The organism is Bacillus sp. A01H, from assembly GCF_045277205.1.
Taxonomy (GTDB): Bacteria; Bacillota; Bacilli; order Bacillales; family Bacillaceae_G; genus Bacillus_A; species Bacillus_A paranthracis.
Genome location: NZ_CP117702.1, coordinates 1311177 through 1327718 on the forward strand (window position 1 = coordinate 1311177; position 16542 = coordinate 1327718).

Below are 16542 nucleotides of genomic sequence, written 5' to 3' on the forward strand. Positions count from 1 at the left end.
AGTCTACTATTATTGTTATGAGAGTAAGTCCTAAATAAATAATAGTTTGACAAGAAGGATTTCAAGATAATATATGTAACAATAGATAAAGATTGTTACCAAAAAACTAATTAATTTTGTTGGATTTACCAAATTTCAGACATAATCGGAATGCCGAATCATACATTTATAGGGAACAGTTACAATTCCTCTTTACGAGAGGGCACTTATCTGGAGGGGAGTGCCCTCTTTCGTATGCCAAAATTAGAAGATGCATATGTCGTGAATAAGGTAAGGTTCGATAACAGTGGTGAATGGATATTAAAATATCACGTACCGTATTATATAATTCATTTCAAAAGGAATGAAAAATGCAAATGCAATGTATGGCAGGTCATGTGGAGTATAAATTCGCATGATGCATTTTTCATCCTTTATAGAAGAAGGACAAACGTATTTGGTTATATAATCGTGTGTGGAAACAAAGGGGAATTCATACAAACACAATATCATCTGTCCTTCTTCCATTCTTACTATGTGCTAATATTTGGTTTTTTATACCAATGAAAATGAGTTGCAATAAAAAAAGAGGCGAAGGAAATCGCCTCTGTTGTACATATAAACCAAAAACATAAGAGAGTAAGATATGTATTGTATTCTACGTTTGGTGTTAAATACCTTTTTTATTTTGATTTTTTCTTTCATTATGTAAAAAAACGAGTACCGGTGACGGAGTACCCGTTTTTTAGAAATTTACCGTGTTAAGGAAGGTGCTCAAGATACTATATGTAAATATTGGTTATTTGTAACCAAAATTAAAAATAAATTTGGTTTATATAACTAAAAAAATACAGAAAGTTAACAATGTGAAGTTTATGTAAGGAATCACAAATGCATAGTGTTAAAAAAATTGGTTTAAAGAAAATGTATAAGGATTGAATAAAGGGATATCTTATGTAAACTAAATAAACATTGATATAACAGTTGGTTCTTGATTTATCTACTAAAAATAAATAATGTTATAGGAAGTCACTTTGTATATTTAATTCGTTTTTATGCATAAATTAAACTCATCTGTGATAAGGACACGCTTGTCTATTTATTTACATACGATATAGAAGAAAATCGTAAATTGTGACACACCTTAGTAAGACTCAAAGGGAGGACTATATTATTATGTTTTTCTCAAACCTATGTGGAGTAGAGGAAGTTCCCGCAGTAGAAACAATGGCTCGAGGAAAGGCATATTTTGTATTAAGTCAGGATAATCGTAGTTTAGAGTTTAAATTGAGATTATATGCACTAGATCAGGTAACAATGGGGCATCTACATTTAGGTCCAAAGGGGACCAATGGTCCTGTTGTGGGGTTTTTATTTGGACCAATTGAAAAACCTATTTCAATAGAATATGCTATTTTTACAGGAGAAATTACTCAAGCTAATTTAGTTGGTTCATTAGCAGGTCATTCGTTAAGGGATCTTGTAAATGAAATTAATGTTGAAAATATTTATATTAATGTTCGTACTGTTCAACATCCTAGTGGTGAGATTCGTGGTCAGTTATCTTCTTGTTGTTGCTGATTCTATAAGAGATAGTCTTTCAATAGTAGCAAAAGCGAGGGAGTGTCATGTGAAATAAGGAAGCATCCATCTGGGTGCTTTTTGTTTTGGAGGAGGATGAAGAATGAAACTAATTAAACAAGAACAAGCCGTGATTATCGGCACATTCATTTCAATGTTAGGACAGGAGCTTGTGAATGAGCGTATCGATAAACGGAAATTAGAAAATGTAATTCCAATCTTTAATGGGTTGGAAGACAATACAACACCAAAGCAAAGAAGAGAAGCGATGGTTAGTTTGTTAGATAAAACTATGGATGAATTTTTAAAGAAGTAGAAAGAAATGAAAAGCACAGCTGCAGCATCATCTGTGTGAGATAAGCAACTGTGCATATGAAGTGTAAAAAAAGTCCATTATAACCATAATTGGTATTCGGAATGTTAGGGTACTTTTACTATAACAAGAAACAGACAAGTCTAGAATCGTAAATATAACCTTTTACAAATGTAAAAGGGAAGGGATAAAGAACAGTTGTATAATTTATAACAAAGGGAAATAATGGTGTAGGTTTAATAGGAAGTATACAACATGTTCCTTATCCTTCATGGAGTAACTGAAAGGATGAAGCGCATACATATTCATACATTTCAAAGATGTAGAATAGCTAATTGGGGTCATTCAATGTACAAAGCCGTAGTGAAAGTTCTTCATCCACTCTTATTATTTGTTAATTTTGGTTTTGTATACCAATAAAAATGAATATAAATTAGCAAATGCCCAAATGGTATTTGAATGAGAACAGATAAGACGAGGAGTGGAGAAGATGGAACATATTGAAACAGAGGTACAAAAGAAAATTGATGCGCTCGGTCTAAGTCCTTTGGACGATATAATTTATCATAGATATTTTAAAAATCGAACGGTAGTAGAAATGGATGAACTTCAGTTTAAATATTATAAAATGTATGGTCAACAACCTATGTTCTATTCAATGACTCATCTTATGGATTCGACAATAGAAGAATTAGTAAAGAATGATGAAAAGAATCAAAAACAATTCAATCCTTCCTTTTTTATGAGATTAAAAAGAAGGGTTGATAGATGGTTGTTTAGAGGAGTAGTTCGAAAGTAGAGTGGTAAAGAGAGAATGAGAGAATATAAAACAAAACAACAAAAACGTAAGTTCTATGACAGTAGGGCATGGAAACAATTGCGAGAAGAAGTAAAAAAGCGAGACAATTATGAGTGTCAGGAATGTAAACGAAATGGTCGTGTACAAACTGATACCAATGAGTACAGTGAGCGTGCCAAGCGTAAGAAGATTCAACTCGTTGTTCATCATATAAAAGAACTAGGACATCATCCAGAACTTGCATTAGAAATAGATAACTTAGAAACAGTCTGTGTGGATTGCCATAATAAAGAACACGGTAGAACATTCAAAAAGAAACCGAACAAATGGGAAAACGATGAAAAGTGGTGAAAATGATTCAGGGATAAGGCCCCCCGGTTCGAAGGTTGGGCTTTTTTTCGTCTAAGGGGCACCGGAGGAGGGGGTTAACTGTCAGGTTTTTTTGCTAAATTTACGCACGTAAGGGGGGTGGTGACTGTGAAGAACAAAGCGAAAGTAAAAAGAGAACTATTAAATCGAATAGATGAAGAAAATAGCATTCAAGTTGAGAAGGTTGAGAGGTATTTAAACCTCTTAGAATTGTACTATCAATTGGATGAAGCTATTGAAGAGTTTGGAACAATGATTACTACAATTAACGGATCGCAAAAGTTCACCAAACCAAACCCAGCGATTGCGGAGAAAAATAAAATTAACAGTTCATTAATTGCATTAGGAAAGGATTTAGGATTAGATTTTAATCCTCCTAAGATTGATAATTCTAATACTGGATATAGCAAAAGTGATTTAACATGATTAAGCAAAAGTATGTGGAAGAATACATTGAGTTTTATCGATCCGGAAAGGTAAAGTTCAACAAAGAAAGAGAACTGTTAATTAATTATCTAGAAAAATACGTTTTAAACAGAGACGATTTGTATTTTGATGATGAAATGATCCAGGACTGTATCAACTTCGGTGAGAAGTGGTATTTTCCTTTGCAGCCATTTCAAAAATTCTTAATAGCATTCGTTTTTTTACTTTATAAGAAGAATGGTCGTGTATTTTATCGCAAGTTCTTGTGGATGTTAGGACGCGGTGGTGGTAAAAACGGTTTAATATCAGTTATCGCTCATTTTTTAATTAGTGAATTGCATGGGATACCTGAATATAACATATCTGTTGTTGCAAATAGTGAAGAACAAGCGAAGACAAGTCCTGATGAAGTAAAGAAAACGGTTCGCAGACATGAAACTTTAAAAAAGGCTTTTAAAGCAACTGAAACACAAACTACTTCAAGAGCTACTGCAAGTGTATTGAAGTTTAGAACATCAAACGGAGATACAAAAGATGGTTTGCGAGACGGTGCGGTTGTTTTCGATGAAATACATCGATATGAAAGCAATAAAGATGTCCGCGTCCACATCAGCGGTTTGGGGAAAAGAAAGAATCCACGCGAGTTTTATATTGGTACAGATGGGTATGTACGAGACGGTTTCTTAGATAAATTAAAAGAAAAAGCAATGAAAATTTTAAAAGGCGAAGCACGTCCAAACGCTGTCTTTCCTTTTATTTGTAAGCTTAATGATGAAAAGGAAGTTGATGATATTGATAATTGGGAATTAGCTAATCCTATGTTATCGCAGCCACTAAGCGAGTATGCTGAGGGATTACTTGAAACGATAAAGGAAGAATATGAAGATTTAGAGGATGATCCAAGTAACCGAGAAGAATTTATGACAAAGCGTATGAACTTACCAGTTACAAATCTAGAACGATCTGTTGCAAAATGGTCAGAGATTCTTGCTACAAACCGTCCGTTCCCTGATTTACATGCTCAAGAATGCATAGGAGCGTTAGACTTTGCGAGTATTCGAGATTTCGCAGCATGTGGTCTTTTATTTAGACAAAATGGTGAATATATCTTTAAAACTCATTCCTTCGTACGAAAAGAATTTGTTGATATCTATTACGGGTATTCTAAAAAAGCAGGCGAGTTCAAGAAACAAAAATTCGCTCCAATCAAAGAGTGGGAAGAGCAAGGTTTGTTAACAGTTGTGGACGAGCCTACTATTAATCCTCAACATATTGTTGATTGGTTTGTAGCAATGCGCGAGCAATATGGAATCAAAAAAATTATAGCTGATAACTTCCGTATGGAAGCAATAAGACCGCTATTAGTAGCAGAAGGGTTTGAAATAGAAGTTATACGAAACCCAAAAGCTATTCATAGTTTATTAGCTCCACGTATTGAAATGGCATTTGCAAATAAACAAATTATTTTTGAAGATAATCCGCTAATGCGTTGGTATACGCAAAATGTGTTGGTTGTTATCAAAGCTGATGGAAATAAAATATACGAAAAGAAAGAGCCCGTTCGTCGAAAAACAGATGGGTTTCAGTGTTTTGTTCATGCTCTTTATCGGGCGGATGAGATACAAGAAGCTACTGACTTTGTTATAGGCAATATTAAATTCTAATAAAGGGGGTGATAACCATTGGATGGTTAGGTACAGTATTTAAAAGAAATAAAGAATTAGAATTTATGTTGGATCTGGACATAATAACTGATACAGCAAACAGGCTTCATATGAAACGCTTGGCGATTGATACATGCGTATCATTTTTAGGAAGGACGATTAGTCAATCTGAATTTAGAGTAAGGAATGGTAAATCATTTAAGAAGGATGAGCTTTATTATCGATTAAACATAAGACCAAACAAGAATATGACCGCAAGTACCTTTTGGGAACGGTTTATTCGCAAACTTATTTATGATAATGAGTGTTTAGTTATACAAGCAGATGATGGTGATTTACTTATTGCAGATGGATTTCAACATAATGAGTACGCTGTTTTTGAAGATACTTTTACTGATGTAAGGGTTAAAGATTATACGTTTAAGAGAAGTTTTAAGCAAAGCGAAGTTATTCATTTGAAGTATCGGAATGATAAATTATCTCCACTTATTGATGGATTATTTGCAGACTACGGAGATTTATTCGGCAGGATATTAAACTCTCAAAAACGTAAAAATCAAGTTCGTGGTACGGTTGATATGGATATGATTGGTGCCAAAACTGAAGAACAAATAGCAAAGTTACAAGAGTTTATAGACAACATGTATAAGTCAATTGGTTCGAAAGATATAGCTATTGTTCCACAGCAAAAAGGTATAAATTATAACGAGATATACAATGGTGTTGCGAATGGTCCAAGTGTGGAAGAAATTAATAAAGTAACAAATGGTTTCTTAAATCAAGTAGCTATGGCAATTGGTATTCCTATAGCTTTGATATATGGAGAAATGGCTGATGTAGAAAAGCAAACGAAAAATTATATGCTTTTCACAGTACGACCATTATTAAAAAAACTATCTGATGAAGCGAATGTTAAATTCTTCGAAATGAGTGAATATCTTTTGGGACAAAAAATTGAGGTTAAGGCGGTTTCCTATCAAAGTATATTTGAGCTGGCGACAAGTATTGATAAACTCATTTCTTCAAGTGCATTTACGGGGAATGAAATTCGTTCGGAAGTAGATTATGAAGAGTCGGATGATCCAAACCTAAATATCCATCATATTACGAAGAACTATACAAAATTAAATGACTCTGAAGGGGGTGAGAATACAAATGACGGTGAAAATTGACGTGAAAGGACCAATTATTTCGAATGATGAAGCGTGGATTTATGATTGGTTTGAAATGGATGCTGTAAGCCCAGGTAAAATTTCAAAAGAACTAACTAATGCCAATGGTGATGATTTAATTGTATCGATTAACAGTCCTGGTGGTTATGTACACGAAGGGTCAGAAATTTATACAGCATTAAAAAATTATCCTGGTAACGTGGAAGTTCAAATTGTTGGTTTGGCTGCAAGTGCGGCTTCTGTTATTGCGATGGCTGGTGATAAAGTCCGAATATCACCTACAGCACAAATTATGATTCATAATGCTTCAATGTGGAATGGTGGAGATCATCGTGACATGGAAAAGGCAGCTGAAATGTTGAAAACGACAGATAGTGCAATTGTAAATGCTTATGTCATTAAAAGCGGTAAATCAGAAGAGGAACTACTTAATATGATGGCTGAAGAGACTTGGATGGGTCCGCAACAAGCATTAGAAAATAAATTTGCGGATGAAATCATGTTTATGGAGAATACAGTTAAAATGACAGCTTCAAGCGCCAGTTCTTCCATGATTCCGCAAAAAGTAATCGATGGTTTTAGAAACGGAACACTGAGAAAGGAAAGATCACAAGGAATTACAAAAGAAGATTTAAGCGCAGCTTTATCAGGATTAAAAAATGAGATTCTGAATGATTTACAACTGAATACAAATCCCAAAGGGCCTATTCAAGTTCCTGTTAAACCGAAACAGAATTTGAGTACGCTCTTTTTAAATTTAGGAGGAAAATAAAATATGGTTATTAAGTTTAATAATTTCGAAGATAAAAAACTAGCTTTTGCAAAAGCGACACAGGAAGGTACAGCAGAAGAACAAACAGCAGCGTTAAATTCCATGATTGAAGCACTTGCTACAGATGTTCGTTCAGATATTTTAAATCAAGTGAATGAATCAATGGTAGATCGTTCTATTATGCAATCTCGTGGTGCTAATGTATTAACAAGTGAAGAAATGAAGTTCTTTAATGCCGTTGTTGAAGAGGGTGGCTTTAAATCTACTGAAACTTTACCTAAAACAACACAAGAGAGAATTTTTGATGATTTAGTTCAAGGTCATCCGTTACTAGAGCATATCGGTTTAGAGAATTTAGGAGCCGTGACAGAATTTATATATGGAGATCCAGATGGTGCAGCTGTATGGGGACCGTTATTTGGTGATATTAAAGGGCAATTAAATGCTGCATTCCGAAAAGAATCAATTACTCAACTGAAATTAACAGCATTTATTCCATTAGCAAATGATATGTTGAAGCTTGGTCCAGTATGGGTGGAACGATATGTTCGTACTATGATTACAGAAGCAATGTCAGTAGGTTTAGAACGTGGTTTTGTAGCTGGTACGGGTAAAAATGAACCTATTGGATTATTAAAAGACCCTAGCGGAAGTGTCACGAATGGAGTATATCCAGATAAAAAAGTTGCTGGAACTTTAACTTTTGAGCCTGGTCGTAAAACAATTAATGAATTAAAAGGCGTGGTCAAATTATTGGCTAAAAAATTAAATCCTGATGGTAAAACCGATGCAGATCGTCCGAAAAATATTGCTGGTAAAGTAGTTATGGTAACAAACCCATTCGATACTTTTGATATTCAAGCAAATGCTACGATTCAAAATGCGGCAGGTGTATATGTAACGAGCTTACCTTTTAATCCAATCCCAACAGAATCTGTATTTGTACCTCAAGGACAAGTGGTTTTCTTTGTTAAAGGGGAATACATTGCAGCGATGGGTGGAACAGAGCCAATCAAGAAGTATGAAGAAACATTAGCTTTAGAAGATGCAACTGTTTATATTGCTAAACAATATGCTACAGGTAAACCGAAGGATAAATACACTTCACAAGTTTATACATTAAAGCTTGAAGAAGTAACCCCACCAACACAAGGGTGATGTGAATGAATACAGTAATTTCGAATGAAATATTACAGCAATTTAAAGAAAGGATGCACTTAGGGGATGAGGAAGATGATAACCTAAAGCGCATCCTTTCTACGTCTAACAAGGCATTACTTAGGGTTTGTGGGAATTATGATTTAAATAAAGATGAGGAGTTCAAAGAATTAGTCTTTGAACGTTCTCGTTATGTTTATAACGATGCATTAGAGTATTTTGACAAGAATTTTTTAAGTCAGATTAATAGTTTAGGTATCGAGAAAGCATTAGAAGAAATTAAATTGGACGGTGATTAATATGCGTCCTTTTCAGTATAAAAAACCACTGAATACAGGTGATTGTAGAAATCGAATTATCATTGAGCAACCTGAAGTAATAAAAGATGATTTGAATCAAGAAGTTGAAACAGGTAATTGGCAAGAAGTAAAAAAAGCATGGGCAATGATAAAAACGGTAAAAGGTTCGGAGTATATTGAAGCTTCGGCATCACAATCTACACGAATTTATCGGTTTGTGATGCCTTATACAGCAGGTATTACAGAATTAATGCGAATCAATATGAAAGGTCGTATCTTTGATATTATCGAACCGCCAATGAATGATGATGAAATGTATCAAACATTGACTATTATCGCAAAGGAGCATATTTGATATGAATGATTTTGCGAGCGAACTTGCTAGAGAATTACAAAGATATGCCCATGTTGTGGAAGAAGAATTGTTGACAGCGCAAGAAGAAGTTGCTGATGTTGCTGTGAATAAATTAAAACAAAACAGTCCTAAAAAAACAGGTGCTTATCGTAAAGGGTGGCGTAAGAAAAAAGAAGATAATGGTGTTGTTATTCATAATACTCAAGGGCAATTAACACATCTTTTAGAAAAAGGACATGCGAAAGTTGGCGGTGGACGTGTTCCAGGTCAAGTTCATATTCGTCCAGTTGAAGAGTATGTAATTAATGAATTACCAAGACAGATTGAAAGGGCGCTTGGATAATGACATTAGGTGAATTAACAAAAATTCTTGAAGCTACAGGATATCCTGTGGCTTATTCGCATTTCACAGCAACACCAACGAAGCCGGTCCCAGCGCCACCTTATATTTGTTTCCTTGTGGATGGATCAGCAAACCTAATGGCAGATAACAAGGTTTATCACAAAATAAATGATTTAAATATAGAGCTTTATACAACTAAAAAAGATTTAGTCGCAGAAGCAAAGCTTGAAAAGGTCCTAGACGATCACGAGATTCCTTATGACTCGTACGGGACTTTTATTGAATCTGAAAAAATGTATCAAAAAATATACGGAACGAGGTTGATATAAATGAATGAAAATAAAGTAGCTTTCGGTCTGAAAAATGTCCATTATGCACTCTATGAAATTAAAGATGGTGCAATTACATTCAGTACACCGATTCGATTACCAGGTGCGGTTGAATTAACCTTTGATCCACGAGGAGATCTAATTGAGTTCTACGCTGATGACATGCTTTATTACGCAGCAAGCAATAACCAAGGTTACGATGGAACATTGAGCATTGCTACTATCCCAGAACAATTTGCTATTGATGCGTTAGGCGAACAATTAGATGAGACAGATGGTGTATTAAATGAAGTAGCTGATGCTAAAGGGAAACCATTTGCATTACTATTTGAATTCGATGGCGATATAAACGCTACTCGACATGTTATGTATAACTGTGCAGCGAGTCGTCCAACAATTGCATCTAAAACAAAAACAAATTCAGCCGAACCAAATACAAATGAACTGAAGTTTGTTTCTAGTCCAATCGTGTTAGCTCCTGGTGGAAGACCAATGGTTAAAACAAAAACAACATCTAAAACAACTCAAGCAATTTATGGTAATTGGTACAAAGAAGTATACGTTAAAAAACCAGCAGCACCAAAAGGAGCGTAATAGTAAATGGAAAAGACAATTACAGTAGATGGCCAAGACATTCGTTTAAAAAGTACAGGAGGGACACCAGTCCGATTTAAAGCGCAATTTGGAAAGGATTATTTCGCACAACTTCTCAAGTTAGCACCACTTGGAAAAATCGATATGGAAAATCTAGACCCAAGTAAGTTAGATAGTGTGGATTTCGAAGTATTCTATAATCTTGTTTGGACTATGGCAAAAACGGCCGATCCAAAGATACCAGAGCCAATGGTCTGGCTAGATTCATTTGATGAGTTTCCAATCATCGAAATTTTAGAAGATATTCAAGATATGATAGCTTCCACAATTCAATCTAAAAAAAAGTTGTAGATAGCAATAATAATAGTCAACAAGGAGCGAATCAGGGTGATGTGTTCACCACTGAGACGTTCCTTGTTTTGTGTTATAAATGCAAACTTACAAAAGCAGATTTAGAAGATATGACAATTGGTATGTGCCTTGATTATATCGATGGATATTTAGAAATGCAGAAGCCACCGCAAGAAAAAACGCGTAAAGCAACGCAAGCAGACTTTAATAGTTTCTAAAGAAGACCTGCGGTAGTATGTCAACTTAGAAATAACAAAGTTTAAAGTTGTCAAAGGTCAATTTGTTTAAAAAAGGCATCACAAAACTAAACCAGTAACGAATGTAATTTACTGGAAAATAATGAAAGGTAGCGATGACAAAATTTTATGTCATTCTTTCACACACCTTCCAGGCGTAAAAAGTTGGTGGCTACGTAGTAGCGCATCCACCAATCGCACAAATTTTCTTGCGGTTAGAACGAGTGCACGTTTGTGTTGATGTTTTGGTACTTCATTATATTTTTTCACGTAATACTCTTGATAATCTGATACATGCTTTCTTACTGAATTGGCGGCTTCAACTAAGTAATAACGCAAGTAATGATTACCTGTACGGGATAATGAAGTATCTTCGGCTGTAAAACGACCGGATTGGTGCTTTCGCCAGTATAATCCAGCGTATTTGGCTATTTTTGTTTCATCGTCAAATCTTTCGATTTGGCCAATTTCAGCAATGATACCGGCAGCGAAAACAGGGCCTACTCCAGGAATAGATTCAAGTGTTTGGGTCAAACCAGCCATGATTTTTTTAATAGACTTTTCTAATTCCTTGATTTGCTGTTGAAACGTACGAATGACTGCGATGGATGTACCTAAGATGACATCTATTGAATCTTCTACAACCTTATCCAAGCGATAAGAAACTTTCACAGCTTTGTGAATGGATGCTGCTACGCATTTTGGATCACCAAAACGGTTTCGACTTTTTTTCTGTAGGAACTCAGCGAGTTCTTCTAAAGGCATATTAGCGAGTTCCTCTAAGCTGAATTTTTCAAGAAATAGTTCTGTCATGGCGCTACCGAATACGGAAGTATCCACCTCTTGTGAAAATGTATTACATTTAAAACTTAGGTGTTGAAGAAAGTGTTGTTTTTCTTTCGTTAACATTTTGACAAGTTGGTATCGTGATCGAGTTAATTGCTGCAGTGCCACGTACTGGCTTTCTTTTACGATAGACATTTGATTACGGCCAAATCGTAAGTAATCAGCAATGACAAAGGCATCAATCTCATCGGTTTTATTCATGTCAGAATAACTTTTCTTAAAATTTGCGACTTGCTTTGGGTTTAGGAGAAATACTTTTGCTCCAAAACGCTGTAAATCTATATCATGGTGAAGAAACATAGAAGGATGAAAGCTGTAAACAGAGGTGGATTCTAGACCAATCTTAAGGATGTCGACCTCTTTACCTGCAACACACTGTAATAATTTTTCTTTGAGTGTAGTAGCTCCCGGTAGGTCATTACTGACCGAAAAAGAATCCAGTTTTTCTCCATCACCATTTAAAAAGCAAACTTTCATATCAAACGAACTTACATCTAAACCAACAAATAATCTCATGTAAGAGACCTCCCTTCTATATTAGAATCATTTCTTGGACGTCTCGAGATATCTCTAGTGTGTACGCCGACCAACAACCTCGTGTATGAGAGCTAGTCCTGAATCGAAAGCCGCCCTAGAGCTACTATCATCTAGGTTCGAGGGTCAGGCTGCTCAGCCTGCGAGTAGGGAGTCCGCACGTTCACTGAGAAACACTCTTCAAATGTGGTAAATCCACAGGAGGTGAAAGAATTGTCCCAAATGATCCTAAAATCATTATCTAGAAATATCTTGGGACGTCCAAGTATTTTTATTTATAGGGCTCTTATTAAGAAGAAAATCTAAGCCTGTAATAGGGCTTAAATATTAATATACGAGAGAGGTGAGAAAATGGCAGGAAAAATTAAAGGAATTACGATAGAAATTGGCGGGAATACAGAGCCGTTACAAAATGCTTTAAAAGATGTAAATAAGCGAAGTAATGATTTAACAAAAGAATTAAAAGATGTTGAACGATTGTTAAAGTTTAATCCAGGTAATGTTGAAGCATTAGCTCAAAAACAACAATTACTTACACAAGCAATTGAAAATACAACCCAAAAGCTAGATAAATTGAAGGCAGCAGAACAACAAGTGCAAGCTCAGTTTCAAAATGGAAAGATTTCTGAGGAACAATATCGTGCGTTTAGGCGTGAAATTGAATTTACAGAAGGGTCACTTAATGGTCTGAAAAATAAGCTTGGAAATATGAAAGCTGAACAAGACAACGTAGCGAGTTCAACAAGGCAATTAGAAACATTATTTAGAGCTACAGGGAAAAGTGTTGATGATTTTGCAGGAGTGTTAGGAAATCGTCTTGTGAATGCAATTAAAAGTGGTACGGCTACCAGTAGACAGTTAGATCAAGCAATTGGTCTTATTGGTCGTGAAGCATTGGGAGCAGAAGCTGATATTGAAAAGTTACAACGTGCGCTTCGTTCTGTTGATGATGGTAATTCAATACAACAAGTTCGAAATGATTTAAGGGACCTTTCACGAGAAGCTGAAAGAGCAGGTAAAAGCTTCAAAGAGTTAGATATCGGTTTAGAAAATATGTTAGGTGGAGCAATGGCGGCAGGTGGCATCTCAGGTGTAATTGAAAAAGCACTTGATGCCTCAAAATTAAAAACGAAAATTGATGTAACTTTTGAAGTCCCGGCATCATCTAAGAAATCAGTTGAACAAGCTGTTCGAGGAATCGAAGCGTATGGTGTAGATGTGGAGGAAGCTCTTGAAGGAACGCGTAGACAATGGGCTTTAAATAAAACCGTAAGCGATACAGCTAATACATCAATTGTAAAAGGTGCAGCAGCCATTACTACAGCTTATGCTGGTATTGATTTTACTGAGTTAATTCAAGAATCGAATGAAATCGGGAATGAATTAGGGATAACTAATGAAAGTGCTCTAGCATTAACAAATTCTCTTTTTAAAATGGGATTCCCACCTGAGCAATTAGATATTATCGCTGAATATGGTGGGCAATTAACACGAGCTGGTTATACAGCTGAAGAAGTACAAGCAATTATGGCAGCGGGTGTTGATACAGGAACATGGAATATTGATAATCTCTTAGATGGTTTGAAAGAGGGACGTATCAAAGCAGCCGAATTTGGGCAGGGTGTTGATAAATCAATGAAAGAAGCCTTGGAAGGTACAAAGATTTCAGTTGATCAGTTAGAAAAATGGGGGCAATCTGTAGCAAAAGGCGGTAAAGAAGGCTCAACCGCTATGACAAGTATCGCTAAAGCTTTAAATGAGGTTGAAAATGAAACAAAGCGAAATGAGATTGGTGTAAAACTTTTCGGTAGATGATAAATTGTGCCGAAGTAAAATCGCGGTATGAAGCAAGAAGGGTGAGATTCCTGACTTGAACCGAAGGTTATACGAAGTATAGTCAGGGGCAGAGCATAGAGGGTGAAAAGATATAATCCCTCCACGAGACCGCGACACTTATTAGTGAAAACGTATGCCGAACTTACAGGAAATGAACTGTAAGAAGTAGAAGGATAAAAAGCCTTTACGATAACAAAATGACAATGTTTGAAGATCAAGGACAAAATATTATAGATACATTGTTAAATGCTCAAGGTAAAGTTATAGATTTAAATGTGAGTCAAGAAGAGTTAAATGCAATGATTAAGAAAATGGATGCAAGTCCAGCTGTGAAGTTCCAAAAAGCAATGGGTGACTTAAAAATGGCACTTGAGCCACTTTTGGGTATTGTAGCTAATATTATTGGAGCTTTTGCGAGTTGGGTTTCAGCACATCCAGCATTAGCCGCAGCATTAACAACTGTTGCTGTAGCATTAGGAATATTAATTGGAGCTTGCATGGCCTTAGCCCCGGTATTTGTCACCTTATCCAGTATAGCTGGAATTGCAGGTGTAAGTATTGGGGCTGTTGCTGGTCCAGTTGCATTAGTGGTAGGTGGATTTATAGCCGCCACCGCAGCGATAGTTGGATTGGTAATCGGAATTAAAAAGTTGTGGCAAACAAATGAAGGTTTTAAAAATAGTATCACTGGCGTAATGAGTGGAATACAAAGTTTTATCGATATCTTAGTAGCGTTAGGTAAATATCTATTTTGGACAGCGGCAGATGGTGATCACTTAAATGATTGGATCACACACTTACCGAAAGGATTCCAGGATGCGGCTGAAATAATAGGACTGGCAGTAAGTAAAATACGTGAAGCATGTCTTCATCTTTTTGATGCTGTGAAAGCTGTTTTTTCAGGAGATTTTAGCCAATTAGGAGAGATTTTTAAGACAATTGGCCCTTCTATAGCGGGAGCGATTATTGGTGGGCTTCCTGGTGTTCTCATCTCGGTATCTCGTTATTTGCCAGCGATAGCAGAGTATTTGAATGCAAACTCCGGAATTATTCTTGAAACCATAACAAATATTTTTACCAATATAGCTAACTTTGTAACAACAGCATTACCGCAATTTCTTGAAGTCGGATCTCAAATGATTTCAAGTTTTGTGAATGGTTTGGTTGTAGCGGCTCCAATTATCCTTGAAGCCATTGTTGGAATCATTAATACAATTTCACAAATGATTGCAACTTATCTTCCTATGATTGTTCAAACGGGAATCCAAATTATTCAAACCTTAATTTCCGGAATTGTACAGGTTTTACCTACTCTTATCGAGACGGGACTTCAATTAATTATGACTTTAATTAATGGAATTATGCAGATGATTCCGCAATTAATACCAATAGCTGTAACGATTATAGAAACCATTATTAATGGAATTATGTCATTTTTACCACAGTTAATTGAAATAGGAATAAATTTATTAGTTTCGCTAATCACAGGTATTACACAAGCTTTACCTATGATCGGTTTAGCAATTATTACAGTCATTACAACTTTGATTGAAGCAATTACGTCAAATTTACCAATGATTATTGAAGCTGGTGTTAAAGTTTTAATTAGCTTAATAGATGGAATCATTAAAATGCTACCGCAATTAATAGATTTAGCGATAAATCTTATAACGAAAATAGCAGATACATTACTAGCAAACTTACCTAAAATAATTGAATCCGGTATAAAAATTCTAATGGCTATTATCGATGGGATTGTAAAAGTCTTACCACAGCTTATTAACGCAGCCTTAGATTTAATTGTTAAAATAGCATCCACATTAATTGCGAATTTACCAAAGATACTTGAAGCAGGTATCAAAATTTTGCTTATGTTAATTGCAGGGATTGTTCAAGTCTTACCACAGTTAATCGGGGCAGCGCTTAATCTTATTATCACTTTAGCAGGGGAATTAATTAGAAACTTACCAAAGATACTTGAAGCTGGTGTTCAATTAATTTGGGCATTAATAAAAGGTATTGTAAGCATGGTGGGACAGTTAGGTTCTACAATTGTGACTGATATTATACCGAAGATTGTTGATACTTTAAGAAAGATCGACTTATTTAAGATAGGTAAAGATATAATAAGTGGATTGATAGACGGTTTAGGAAGTATGGCTGGAAAAGTGTTAGATAAGGTAAAATCCATCGGTAGCAGTATTTTAGATGGTTTTACTGGATTCTTTGACATTCACAGTCCATCAAGATTAATGAGAGATCAAGTTGGTAAGCATATTGGAGCTGGTCTTGCGATTGGTATGGAAAACTCAATCGGCATAATAAACCGCGCATCTCAAGCAATGAGCGAAGCAGCAGTACCGACAGTTAATGTTGGCAATATAGGATTACAAGCTAACGGATTATATCAAGGTCAAGGGGTAAATGGTGAATTTGCAGTCCCAGGTGGTGGACTAGCAATTGAAGTGCCTGTAATTTTAGAAGGAAGAGAAGTTGCGCGGGGTACTTATCGATATACAACCGAGTATCAAGATAGAGAAGTAAAAAGAAACTCAGACTTTTAGGTTTGGGTTTATTTTATAAAGA

At 35.5% G+C, this 16542-nt stretch carries 19 protein-coding genes; 18 read left to right on the top strand and 1 reads right to left on the bottom strand.

Features of this window, described 5'->3' with window-relative positions; genetic code table 11:
- Positions 1-1155 precede the first annotated feature (1155 nt).
- The 16 genes from PSR14_RS06970 (at position 1156) to PSR14_RS07045 (ending at position 10722) form a co-directional block, all read left to right on the top strand.
- Positions 1156-1560 (top strand): CHRD domain-containing protein, encoded by a 405-nt coding sequence (locus tag PSR14_RS06970; protein ID WP_078187285.1) that lies wholly within the window; start codon positions 1156-1158, stop codon positions 1558-1560.
- 103 nt (positions 1561-1663) lie between these two features.
- Positions 1664-1876, top strand: coding sequence for a hypothetical protein (locus PSR14_RS06975; RefSeq protein WP_006914581.1), 213 nt, complete (start codon positions 1664-1666; stop codon positions 1874-1876).
- A 487-nt stretch (positions 1877-2363) separates the two neighbouring features.
- Positions 2364-2672: a hypothetical protein gene (locus PSR14_RS06980; protein ID WP_061656728.1), complete on the top strand. Its 309-nt coding sequence runs from the start codon at positions 2364-2366 to the stop codon at positions 2670-2672.
- A gap of 15 nt (positions 2673-2687) precedes the next feature.
- Positions 2688-3023 (top strand): HNH endonuclease, encoded by a 336-nt coding sequence (locus PSR14_RS06985; RefSeq protein ID WP_078187444.1) that lies wholly within the window; start codon positions 2688-2690, stop codon positions 3021-3023.
- A gap of 126 nt (positions 3024-3149) precedes the next feature.
- Entirely contained in the window at positions 3150-3467 is a 318-nt protein-coding gene (locus PSR14_RS06990; protein ID WP_006914586.1) for a P27 family phage terminase small subunit, read from the top strand.
- Positions 3464-5131, top strand: coding sequence for a terminase TerL endonuclease subunit (locus PSR14_RS06995; protein WP_098487494.1), 1668 nt, complete (start codon positions 3464-3466; stop codon positions 5129-5131). The genes PSR14_RS06990 and PSR14_RS06995 overlap by 4 nt, the downstream gene beginning before the upstream one ends.
- 8 nt (positions 5132-5139) lie before the next feature.
- Positions 5140-6303, top strand: coding sequence for a phage portal protein (locus tag PSR14_RS07000; RefSeq protein ID WP_098487495.1), 1164 nt, complete (start codon positions 5140-5142; stop codon positions 6301-6303).
- On the top strand, positions 6287-7075 hold the full coding sequence (locus PSR14_RS07005; protein ID WP_098214552.1) for a head maturation protease, ClpP-related: 789 nt from the start codon (positions 6287-6289) through the stop codon (positions 7073-7075). Before PSR14_RS07000 ends, PSR14_RS07005 begins: the two co-directional genes overlap by 17 nt.
- A 3-nt stretch (positions 7076-7078) precedes the next feature.
- Positions 7079-8233 carry a phage major capsid protein gene (locus PSR14_RS07010; protein ID WP_006914594.1) on the top strand — a complete coding sequence of 385 codons (1155 nt, stop codon included), beginning with the start codon at positions 7079-7081 and terminating at the stop codon, positions 8231-8233.
- Positions 8234-8238: 5 nt separating this feature from the next.
- Positions 8239-8532, top strand: a complete 294-nt coding sequence (locus tag PSR14_RS07015) for a hypothetical protein (RefSeq protein ID WP_340135139.1) — start codon at positions 8239-8241, stop codon at positions 8530-8532.
- Position 8533: 1 nt separating this feature from the next.
- Positions 8534-8887 carry a phage head closure protein gene (locus tag PSR14_RS07020; RefSeq protein ID WP_089148395.1) on the top strand — a complete coding sequence of 118 codons (354 nt, stop codon included), beginning with the start codon at positions 8534-8536 and terminating at the stop codon, positions 8885-8887.
- A gap of 1 nt (position 8888) precedes the next feature.
- The gene (locus PSR14_RS07025) at positions 8889-9230 is read left to right on the top strand and encodes an HK97 gp10 family phage protein (protein WP_098214535.1); all 342 of its coding nucleotides are present in this window, start codon (positions 8889-8891) and stop codon (positions 9228-9230) included.
- Complete coding sequence (locus tag PSR14_RS07030) at positions 9230-9559, top strand: hypothetical protein (RefSeq protein WP_098214536.1); 330 nt, start codon at positions 9230-9232, stop codon at positions 9557-9559. Before PSR14_RS07025 ends, PSR14_RS07030 begins: the two co-directional genes overlap by 1 nt.
- Complete coding sequence (locus PSR14_RS07035; protein ID WP_006914605.1) at positions 9560-10153, top strand: major tail protein; 594 nt, start codon at positions 9560-9562, stop codon at positions 10151-10153.
- A 6-nt stretch (positions 10154-10159) separates the two neighbouring features.
- Positions 10160-10504, top strand: coding sequence for a hypothetical protein (locus PSR14_RS07040; protein ID WP_000415940.1), 345 nt, complete (start codon positions 10160-10162; stop codon positions 10502-10504).
- 68 nt (positions 10505-10572) lie between these two features.
- The gene (locus tag PSR14_RS07045; protein ID WP_006914606.1) at positions 10573-10722 is read left to right on the top strand and encodes a hypothetical protein; all 150 of its coding nucleotides are present in this window, start codon (positions 10573-10575) and stop codon (positions 10720-10722) included.
- Between the two features lie 150 nt (positions 10723-10872).
- On the opposite strand, the gene PSR14_RS07050 is transcribed toward PSR14_RS07045, so the two are convergent.
- Entirely contained in the window at positions 10873-12102 is a 1230-nt protein-coding gene (locus PSR14_RS07050; RefSeq protein WP_098487274.1) for an IS110 family transposase, read from the bottom strand.
- A gap of 369 nt (positions 12103-12471) precedes the next feature.
- On the opposite strand from PSR14_RS07050, the gene PSR14_RS07055 reads away from it, so the two are divergent.
- Positions 12472-13935, top strand: coding sequence for a hypothetical protein (locus PSR14_RS07055; protein WP_098214538.1), 1464 nt, complete (start codon positions 12472-12474; stop codon positions 13933-13935).
- A 218-nt stretch (positions 13936-14153) separates the two neighbouring features.
- Positions 14154-16520: a phage tail tape measure protein gene (locus PSR14_RS07060; protein ID WP_098487831.1), complete on the top strand. Its 2367-nt coding sequence runs from the start codon at positions 14154-14156 to the stop codon at positions 16518-16520.
- Positions 16521-16542 lie beyond the last annotated feature (22 nt).

Excerpts from the sequence above, each read along its gene's own strand:
- PSR14_RS06970 (WP_078187285.1), top strand. The coding sequence starts at position 1,156 with ATGTTTTTCTCAAACCTATGTGGAGTAGAGGAAGTTCCCGCAGTAGAA.
- PSR14_RS06975 (WP_006914581.1), top strand. The coding sequence starts at position 1,664 with ATGAAACTAATTAAACAAGAACAAGCCGTGATTATCGGCACATTCATT.
- PSR14_RS06980 (WP_061656728.1), top strand. The coding sequence starts at position 2,364 with ATGGAACATATTGAAACAGAGGTACAAAAGAAAATTGATGCGCTCGGT.
- PSR14_RS06985 (WP_078187444.1), top strand. The coding sequence starts at position 2,688 with ATGAGAGAATATAAAACAAAACAACAAAAACGTAAGTTCTATGACAGT.
- PSR14_RS06995 (WP_098487494.1), top strand. The coding sequence starts at position 3,464 with ATGATTAAGCAAAAGTATGTGGAAGAATACATTGAGTTTTATCGATCC.
- PSR14_RS07005 (WP_098214552.1), top strand. The coding sequence starts at position 6,287 with ATGACGGTGAAAATTGACGTGAAAGGACCAATTATTTCGAATGATGAA.
- PSR14_RS07010 (WP_006914594.1), top strand. The coding sequence starts at position 7,079 with ATGGTTATTAAGTTTAATAATTTCGAAGATAAAAAACTAGCTTTTGCA.
- PSR14_RS07015 (WP_340135139.1), top strand. The coding sequence starts at position 8,239 with ATGAATACAGTAATTTCGAATGAAATATTACAGCAATTTAAAGAAAGG.
- PSR14_RS07020 (WP_089148395.1), top strand. The coding sequence starts at position 8,534 with ATGCGTCCTTTTCAGTATAAAAAACCACTGAATACAGGTGATTGTAGA.
- PSR14_RS07025 (WP_098214535.1), top strand. The coding sequence starts at position 8,889 with ATGAATGATTTTGCGAGCGAACTTGCTAGAGAATTACAAAGATATGCC.
- PSR14_RS07030 (WP_098214536.1), top strand. The coding sequence starts at position 9,230 with ATGACATTAGGTGAATTAACAAAAATTCTTGAAGCTACAGGATATCCT.
- PSR14_RS07035 (WP_006914605.1), top strand. The coding sequence starts at position 9,560 with ATGAATGAAAATAAAGTAGCTTTCGGTCTGAAAAATGTCCATTATGCA.
- PSR14_RS07040 (WP_000415940.1), top strand. The coding sequence starts at position 10,160 with ATGGAAAAGACAATTACAGTAGATGGCCAAGACATTCGTTTAAAAAGT.
- PSR14_RS07050 (WP_098487274.1), bottom strand. The coding sequence starts at position 12,102 with ATGAGATTATTTGTTGGTTTAGATGTAAGTTCGTTTGATATGAAAGTT.
- PSR14_RS07055 (WP_098214538.1), top strand. The coding sequence starts at position 12,472 with ATGGCAGGAAAAATTAAAGGAATTACGATAGAAATTGGCGGGAATACA.
- PSR14_RS07060 (WP_098487831.1), top strand. The coding sequence starts at position 14,154 with ATGACAATGTTTGAAGATCAAGGACAAAATATTATAGATACATTGTTA.